Genomic DNA, 8,023 nt, shown 5'->3' with positions numbered 1-8,023 from the left:
GACGCAAGAACTGCTCAAGCTAAGGAACAGAAGGAATCTCTCCTGAAATTCCGTCAGGATTTGTTTGTGAGTATCTTTGGTTAATAAATACTCTCATTACCTGTAGTCCATTTGTTGGACAATGGGGCTACATAATAAAACCCCCTGATATTCCAGTTGCAAGACTGGTAAGACAAGGGGGCGATTAATAAAATTCAACAACAATGACTCTTGGCGTGAAGTTTCGGTTGTCTATATTTATACTCCGTATTCGTTAACATAGAAAATCTGTCTAGCATTAACGTTGATACTCTTATTAAACTAGGCTTCGTGCTTCATATACAAACCCAAGTTTGGCAATAATATCCGCACAAACATAAACTTTTTTACCATCTTTAAATTATGACTACTACCAAGGTTAATCATAAAAGAGCCGTTCTTCGTCTTCGTCCAGGGCAGTTTGTCGTCACACCTGCTATCGAGCGAGTCGCAATTCGGGCGCTACGTTATCTCAAATCGGGGTTTCCTGTTCACTTACGCGGACCAGCCGGCACAGGGAAAACAACCCTAGCCATGCACTTGGCTAACTGTCTGGACAGACCAGTCATGTTACTGTTTGGAGACGACCAGTTTAAGAGTTCGGACTTGATTGGTAGTGAATCTGGTTACACTCACAAAAAGGTACTAGACAACTATATCCATAGTGTTGTTAAACTCGAGGACGAATTTAAGCAGAATTGGGTTGATTCCCGATTAACCTTAGCTTGTCGTGAAGGTTTCACCTTAGTTTATGATGAATTTAACCGTTCACGACCTGAAGTTAATAACGTCCTGCTGTCAGCATTAGAAGAAAAAATTCTCAGTCTTCCTCCTAGCAGCAATCAGCCAGAATACTTGAGTGTTAATCCTCAATTTCGGGTGATTTTTACATCGAATCCAGAAGAGTATGCGGGAGTTCACTCAACCCAAGATGCTTTGATGGATAGATTGGTAACTATTAGTATGCCAGAACCAGATGAAATCACTCAAACAGAGATATTAATTCAGAAAACAAATATAGATCGAGAATCTGCTAACTTCATCGTGCGGTTAGTTAAGTCATTTCGTCTAGCTACCGGCGCGGAGAAAACTTCCGGCTTACGGTCTTGTTTAATGATTGCTAAGGTCTGTGCTGATAATAATATTCCGGTGACAACAGAAAGTTTAGATTTTCCAGATATTGCTATAGATATTCTGTTCAACCGCTCTCATTTATCTATGAGCGAATCCACAAACATTTTCTTGGAGTTACTAGAGAAATTATCAGCCGAAGAACTGGAAATATTAAATAATAGAGTCACAGGAGACAATGATTTTCTGATTGACAATTCCCAATTTTTATCCCAACAATTAGCTGGTCAACCAAATTAGCTTAGAAAGTAGAAGCCTCTCACCTACCCGACCGGGAGGTGATGCGATCAATGCGGGCGAGTCACTACTTGAGCGACTCGCGAAGTTGAGCATCGCTCAATCAACAGTGTTAGTCGCTGCGGAATGAACACTTTCTTGGTCAGTTTTTCTGCCGAATATTTGATATAATATTAAGCAAATAGGTGTAACTCAATAAATGTTGAGAAGCAACCTATCGAAAAAGTTAAAGCCTCAACTCTGCTCGGCTTTAAACCTGGGCAAAGCCTAATGGTTAAAAATTATTTCCAAAAGTCCAAGACTGTTGGTCTGTCACACTTACTTTGACGGGTTTTTGGTAGTGCGGGCATACTATGGCTAACGCCACGCTGCGCTATCGACAAGCTCAGTACAAGTCTTGCCCGCGTGAGGGTTTCGCTCACACTACAGCCCATCATTGTTATCTTGACAAACTACTATTGGTCTGTCAAATCTCTATTTGTTGATGAGGTTTATAGTTTACAGGCTCTCTATTTTCCCTCAAAATCACAATTTTTAGCCCGACAGACCACTAGCGCGAATGCAAAAAAAGTTAATTTTTGCCAACTAATAATCAACGCTTTATTTTCTTTAGAGCAGGAATTTTTAGTCTGTAAAATCAGATATGAGTCCTATACCATTCAAGAGTTGAATTATTTGTGACTTCTACCCCAATACTGCCAACACGTCCTCAGACTAACTCAAGTCGAACTATTAACACATCTACCCAAGGTTCGACTTTAGCGGACATTCTCGAAAGGGTTTTAGATAAGGGCATTGTGATTGCTGGCGATATTTCTATATCTATCGCATCCACCGAACTTGTACATATTCGGATTCGCTTGTTAATTTCCTCTGTGGATAAAGCCAAGGAAATGGGCATCAATTGGTGGGAAAGCGATCCTTATCTCAGCACTAAGGCTCAACGTTTGGTTGAAGAAAATCAACAACTTCAGCATCGTCTAGAGAGTCTAGAGGCAAAGCTAAATTCACTGACATCTTCTAGTGTGAAAGAGGAAATCCCCTTAGCAGCAGATGTTAAAGATGATTTGTATCAAACCAGTGCAAAAATTCCATCACCTGTAGATACACCAATTGAAGTTCTAGATTTTCAGGCTCAATCCAGTGGGGGAACTCCACCATATGTAAATACATCAATGGAAATTCTCGATTTCCAGGCTCAAACCAGTGAAGAAAGTTCATCACCTGTAGGTTCAACCGTGGAAATTCTCGATTTCCAGGCTCAAACCAGTGAAGAAAGTTCATCACCTGTGGTTTCAACCGTGGAAATTCTCGATTTTCAGGCTCAAACCAGTGAAGAAAGTTCATCATCCGTAGATCCAGCGATTGATGTCTAACCTAAACTATCTAGGCTTGAAGTATCTGAAACTCCTGAAACTTTAATAATCAAATTGCATCAAAGACATTTAAAACTTTAGGTTGCATCATAAAAATGGTTTGCACTCCCGCTGAAAACTTCAACAATTCACTGACCATTGCTTCTAAACCCAAGAATGAAGCGGGTTTAGCTCCTTTACTTTTGACTGTATTGGAATTGGTGCGTCAGTTGATGGAAGCTCAAGTAATTCGGCGCATGGAAGAGGATTTACTGAGTGAACCTGACTTAGAACGGGCAGCAGACAGTCTGCAAAAGTTAGAAGAACAAATCTTACATTTGTGTGAGATGTTTGAGGTTGACCCGGCAGATTTGAATATAAATTTGGGAGAGATTGGGACTCTTTTACCATCTTCCGGTTCTTATTATCCAGGTCAACCCAGTAGTCGTCCTTCTGTATTAGAGCTATTAGATCGACTTTTAAATACTGGAATTGTTGTAGATGGTGAGATAGATTTAGGTATCGCTCAAATCGATCTTATTCACGCTAAATTACGTTTAGTTTTGACATCAAAACCAATTTAATCCCAATTTATCAATCATAAATTTAGGTTTAATTTATTCACAGCTTATGAGTATTCCTCTTTATTTGTACGGCATTTTTCCAAATACAATTCCTGAAACTCTTGAGCTTGAAGGATTGGATAAGCAACCTGTTCATAGTCAAGTGGTTGATGAGTTTTGTTTCTTATATTCAGAGGCTCGTCAAGAAAAATATTTGGCTTCTCGCCGTAATTTGTTAACTCATGAAAAAGTTTTAGAACAAACAATGCATGAGGGTTTTCGTGTTCTTCTCCCCCTGCGGTTTGGATTAGTGGTTAAAGATTGGGAAACCATCATGAGTCAATTGATTAATCCCCATAAAGATCAATTGAATCAATTGTTTCAAAAATTGGCAGGCAAAAGAGAGGTAAGCATTAAAATTTTCTGGGATGCTAAAGCGGAATTACAAACCATGATGGAGTCTCATCAGGATTTAAAGCAGCAGCGCGACAACATGGAAGGCAAAAAGTTGAGTATGGAGGAAGTCATCCAAATTGGACAATTAATTGAAATTAATCTCCTAGCCCGCAAACAAGCTGTAATTGAAGTTTTCTCTCAGGAGCTAAATCCTTTCGCTCAGGAGATTGTAGTCAGTGAGCCTATGACGGAAGAAATGATTTACAATGCAGCCTTTTTGATTCCTTGGGAAAGTGAATCTGAATTTAGCGAACGTGTTGAAGTGATTGATCAGAAATTTGGCGATCGCTTACGTATTCGCTACAACAATTTTACTGCTCCCTATACATTTGCCCAGCTTGATTCATAGGAGTTATTACGATGCTGACGAAACTGTTACTACTGCCCATCATGGGTCCTCTGAATGGAGTTGTCTGGATTGCAGAGCAAATCCAAGAGCGGACTAACACTGAATTTGACGCCCAAGAAAATTTGCATAAACAATTATTAAGCTTGCAACTTTCCTTTGATATTGGCGAAATTGGTGAGGAAGAATTCGAGATTCAAGAAGAAGAGATTCTTTTAAAAATTCAAGCCTTAGAAGAGGAAGCACGCTTGGAACTAGAAGCTGAACAAGAGGAAGCACGCTTAGAATTAGAAGCTGAACAGGAAGACTTTGAATATCCACCTCAATTCACAGCAGAAGTTAATAAAGATCAACATCTCGTCTTGTTACCTTAGTATTGATGGGCGCAAGTAAGCGACTTCTTTTTATATTCAAAACCCTTAGAAAACGGTAATTGGGAATTATCCTATAGGAATCCTATTTGATTGTTGAAAAAGTGAGAAAGTCCAAGCCTTTCCTGATCGGTGTTACAATCTAAGTATATTGAGTAAAATTCAAATAGGATGGTTATATAACTAGTAGTTTGTCAATATAAAAATGATGGACTGTAGTGTGAGCGTCTCGCTCACGCGGGCAAGATGCCCGCACTACCAAAAACCCGTCAAAATAAATTTGACAGATTACTAGTACAGAATGGATCTTAATATTCAACCTCAAAAGTTTGGTAATTATTCGACTCAACAAAAATATTTGAACGCACTATATTTTGAGCAGTATTTGAGTGAGGTTGACGCAATTTATGAATCGTTTTTTCTGTCGCTTCTATCTGTTGATTGAGGATATCTAAGCGTTGTTGAAGTAAACCCATTCGTTCTTTAATAGAATACATATCTCGCTGAATACGTTGTTTCTCCGTCACCATTTTATAAAGATCCAATTGACTTGATGCATCAGACTTAGTCCGAGGCATTGTGCTAATTTTAGCTCTGCTAATACTGCGATTACTAATTGTTTTCATGAAAAATACCTGAATATTTTTTATCATTATAACCAAGTTTGTGTAATTGTAAATCCCCAAATTATCTGGAAAAAAATTTATCCCTTATTTTAATGAATATGAACTTTAGGTACTTCGTAACAGCAAATATTTTTATCTAGGTGAAATATATGGAATTAGAAAATCTCTACACTTATGCTTTTTTGGAAATACCTAGCTCTCCCTTGATTTTGCCACAGGGTGCTGCTAATCAAGTAGTGCTAATTAATGGTACTGAACTTGCGGCTATTGTCGAACCGGGGATATTTTTAGAATCATTCCAAAATAATGATGAAAAAATTATCCAAATGGCTTTATCCCATGATCGAGTAATTTGTGAACTTTTTCAACAGATTACAGTTTTACCCTTGCGGTTTGGAACTTATTTTACTTCTACAAATAATCTGCTAAACCATTTAAAATCCCATGAAAAAGAATATCAAAATAAGCTAGAAAAGATCAATGGTAAAAACGAATTTACTTTAAAATTGATCCCACGAATGATAGAAGAAATAGTACCATCTGAAGGGGGAGGTAAGGATTATTTCTTAGCTAAAAAGCAACGCTATCAAAACCAAAATAACTTTAGTATTGCTCAAGCAGCAGAAAAACAAAATCTTATTGATTTAATCACCAACGCCAACAAGTGGTTAAAGCTCAGAAGAAATTAAAAAACCCAAAGCATACCCAATTTGTGGGTGTAATTCAGGGAGAAGCGGCAATTATAGCTGAACATATTCGCTTAACAGAATCTCTAAAAACCATAGGAATTCAACAGCGTTATGTGGTACAAAATCGCTACACTCAAGATGTAGAGATTGAGAGCAGCTTATTTTCACAGCAAACAATTATTCGCTTACCTAAGTTACCCAGATCTGTCGAACCCATGGCCAGAATTCAAGGTGCCGCCAATCTTTTATTTTAAGTGGATAATGTAGCCAAGAAACAATGGTTTTTTTAGAGTCAATTTTTGGAGGAATCTGATGAGTGATTTATTCAAGGGATTTGAGCAGTTACTAGAAATAGTAAAAACTCTGGAAGAAAAAGCAGAAAACGGAGAAATCAAGACCAATGTCCAGTTTAACTCCCGACCCCTAAGCAGTATTCCCAGAACAGGAAATATCCCTCGTACCAGTAATATGGGGGCTAATATGGGCAGTATGGGTAATGATGTGGGTACAAGTCGGATGAACACTCAATCCCCCCCAGCTTCTGGTGCAGGTCCCTCAGATCCAGTTGTTCCTCCCGATCCTACTTCAGGTATTGCTCTTAAAGATATCGGTGGACTGAGCGAAATTCTTAAAGAACTCAAGGAACTGATTGCTATTCCTTTAAAACGCCCTGACCTCCTCGCCAAATTGGGACTAGAACCCACCCATGGCGTATTATTAGTTGGTCCGCCAGGAACGGGCAAAACCCTCACCGCCCGGGCTTTAGCTGAAGAACTGGGCGTTAACTACATTGCCATTGTCGGTCCAGAAGTCATCAGTAAATATTACGGTGAAGCGGAACAAAGACTGCGCGGTATCTTTGAAAAAGCCGCCAAAAATGCTCCCTGTATTATTTTTATTGATGAAATTGATAGCCTCGCCCCAGACCGCAGTGCCGTAGAAGGGGAAGTTGAAAAGCGTCTGGTTGCCCAATTATTAGGCTTAATGGATGGTTTTTCCCATAGCCCAGGGGTGATTGTTCTCGCGGCTACCAACTGCCCTGACCACCTTGACCCAGCCCTGCGACGACCGGGAAGATTTGACCGAGAAGTGCAGTTTCGCATTCCTGATATCAACGGCCGCAAAGAAATCCTGCAAATTCTCACCCGTTCCATGCCCTTGGATAACACCGTTGACCTCGATTTTATCGCCGAGCGGGCGGTGGGATTTGTGGGGGCTGATTTGAAGGCCGTTTGTCAAAAGGCGGCTTACACAGCTTTGCGTCGTCAAGTTCCTTCTATAGAGGTGCAAGCGCCAGAAAACATGACGGTTACTCAAACTGATTTTTTGCAGGGACTAAAGGAAATCAAACCAGCTGTACTTCGCAGTGTGGAAGTTGAAGTTCCCCAAGTTGCTTGGGATGATATTGGTGGTTTAGAGAATATTAAGCAAACCCTGCGAGAATCCGTAGAAGGGGCGCTACTTTATCCAGAACTTTACCTACAAACTAAGGCTATTGCTCCCAAGGGGATTTTGCTATGGGGTCCTCCGGGAACTGGTAAAACTTTATTAGCCAAGGCTGTGGCTTCCCAGGCCAGGGCTAATTTTATTGGTGTCAACGGACCAGAGTTACTGACCCGTTGGGTGGGCGCTAGTGAACAAGCAGTGCGGGAATTATTTGCTAAAGCGCGACAAGCAGAACCCTGTGTCATATTCATTGATGAAATTGATACATTAGCTCCGGCAAGAGGAACTTACAGTGGTGATTCTGGCGTGAGTAACCGGGTAGTAGGGCAATTATTAACTGAGTTAGATGGTGTAGAAGTCGGTGCAAGTATTCTGGTCATTGGGGCGACAAACCGTCCTGATGCTCTTGACCCAGCGTTATTACGGGCAGGTAGGTTAGATCTACAACTTAAAGTAGATTTACCTGATTTGGCCAGTCGTTTAGATATTTTGCAGGTCTATACTCAGGGACGACCATTATTAGATGTGAATTTAACATATTGGTCTGAAGTCACAGAAGGCTGGAATGGCGCTGATTTAGTGTTGCTGTGCAATCAAGCTGCTGTGGAAGCTATTCGCCGTTTCCGAGGGCAAGGACAGACAGATCCTGCTGATATCAGAATTACTAATAATGATTTTGAATATTCTCATCAGGTTTTAGTCAGTCAACGTCATGCTTAGTTAGATTCTCACTGTTACCTCTGGCTGCAAGGAATTTGGCCGGGGGTCACAAAACATAGAAAATT

General features: G+C 40.1%; 10 protein-coding genes. 9 read left to right on the top strand and 1 reads right to left on the bottom strand.

The genetic code is table 11. The features are described from left to right. From gvpC to FJR08_RS22050, 6 genes are all read left to right on the top strand, one after another. Positions 1 to 84 (top strand): gas vesicle protein GvpC (gvpC, locus tag FJR08_RS22075; protein WP_168634592.1); only part of this gene is annotated, 84 nt, incomplete at its 5' end. Positions 85 to 381: 297 nt separating this feature from the next. Next, entirely contained in the window at positions 382 to 1,389 is a 1,008-nt protein-coding gene (gvpN, locus tag FJR08_RS22070; protein WP_015080754.1) for a gas vesicle protein GvpN, read from the top strand. Between the two features lie 674 nt (positions 1,390 to 2,063). Continuing rightward, complete coding sequence (gene gvpJ, locus FJR08_RS23870) at positions 2,064 to 2,762, top strand: gas vesicle protein GvpJ (protein WP_371415574.1); 699 nt, start codon at positions 2,064 to 2,066, stop codon at positions 2,760 to 2,762. A gap of 95 nt (positions 2,763 to 2,857) precedes the next feature. After that, complete coding sequence (locus FJR08_RS22060; RefSeq protein ID WP_015080756.1) at positions 2,858 to 3,325, top strand: gas vesicle protein GvpJ; 468 nt, start codon at positions 2,858 to 2,860, stop codon at positions 3,323 to 3,325. A gap of 46 nt (positions 3,326 to 3,371) precedes the next feature. Next, the gene (locus FJR08_RS22055) at positions 3,372 to 4,109 is read left to right on the top strand and encodes a GvpL/GvpF family gas vesicle protein (protein ID WP_168634591.1); all 738 of its coding nucleotides are present in this window, start codon (positions 3,372 to 3,374) and stop codon (positions 4,107 to 4,109) included. A gap of 11 nt (positions 4,110 to 4,120) precedes the next feature. After that, positions 4,121 to 4,480 carry a gas vesicle protein GvpG gene (locus FJR08_RS22050; protein ID WP_039203147.1) on the top strand — a complete coding sequence of 120 codons (360 nt, stop codon included), beginning with the start codon at positions 4,121 to 4,123 and terminating at the stop codon, positions 4,478 to 4,480. Positions 4,481 to 4,785: 305 nt separating this feature from the next. Here FJR08_RS22050 and FJR08_RS22045 read toward each other — a convergent pair whose 3' ends face one another. Then, positions 4,786 to 5,103 (bottom strand): hypothetical protein, encoded by a 318-nt coding sequence (locus FJR08_RS22045; RefSeq protein WP_041458074.1) that lies wholly within the window; start codon positions 5,101 to 5,103, stop codon positions 4,786 to 4,788. A gap of 149 nt (positions 5,104 to 5,252) precedes the next feature. On the opposite strand from FJR08_RS22045, the gene FJR08_RS22040 reads away from it, so the two are divergent. From FJR08_RS22040 to FJR08_RS22030, 3 genes are read left to right on the top strand one after another with little or no spacing between them, the layout of a single operon-like run. Further along, positions 5,253 to 5,792, top strand: coding sequence for a GvpL/GvpF family gas vesicle protein (locus FJR08_RS22040; RefSeq protein ID WP_168634590.1), 540 nt, complete (start codon positions 5,253 to 5,255; stop codon positions 5,790 to 5,792). Continuing rightward, positions 5,768 to 6,046, top strand: a complete 279-nt coding sequence (locus tag FJR08_RS22035) for an ArsA-related P-loop ATPase (RefSeq protein WP_371415573.1) — start codon at positions 5,768 to 5,770, stop codon at positions 6,044 to 6,046. Before FJR08_RS22040 ends, FJR08_RS22035 begins: the two co-directional genes overlap by 25 nt. A 58-nt stretch (positions 6,047 to 6,104) precedes the next feature. Beyond that, entirely contained in the window at positions 6,105 to 7,958 is a 1,854-nt protein-coding gene (locus FJR08_RS22030; RefSeq protein WP_168634589.1) for an AAA family ATPase, read from the top strand. Positions 7,959 to 8,023 lie beyond the last annotated feature (65 nt).

It is taken from the genome of Dolichospermum sp. UHCC 0260 (assembly GCF_009711985.1).
GTDB classification, from domain to species: Bacteria; Cyanobacteriota; Cyanobacteriia; order Cyanobacteriales; family Nostocaceae; genus Dolichospermum; species Dolichospermum lemmermannii.
Note: the sequence above shows the minus strand (reverse complement) of the source record. Positions and strands in the feature narration are given on the sequence as shown.

Coding starts and splice junctions, on each gene's coding strand:
- gvpN (WP_015080754.1), top strand. CDS start 382: ATGACTACTACCAAGGTTAATCATAAAAGAGCCGTTCTTCGTCTTCGT.
- FJR08_RS22050 (WP_039203147.1), top strand. CDS start 4,121: ATGCTGACGAAACTGTTACTACTGCCCATCATGGGTCCTCTGAATGGA.
- FJR08_RS22030 (WP_168634589.1), top strand. CDS start 6,105: ATGAGTGATTTATTCAAGGGATTTGAGCAGTTACTAGAAATAGTAAAA.
- FJR08_RS22060 (WP_015080756.1), top strand. CDS start 2,858: ATGGTTTGCACTCCCGCTGAAAACTTCAACAATTCACTGACCATTGCT.
- FJR08_RS22055 (WP_168634591.1), top strand. CDS start 3,372: ATGAGTATTCCTCTTTATTTGTACGGCATTTTTCCAAATACAATTCCT.
- FJR08_RS22040 (WP_168634590.1), top strand. CDS start 5,253: ATGGAATTAGAAAATCTCTACACTTATGCTTTTTTGGAAATACCTAGC.
- FJR08_RS22045 (WP_041458074.1), bottom strand. CDS start 5,103: ATGAAAACAATTAGTAATCGCAGTATTAGCAGAGCTAAAATTAGCACA.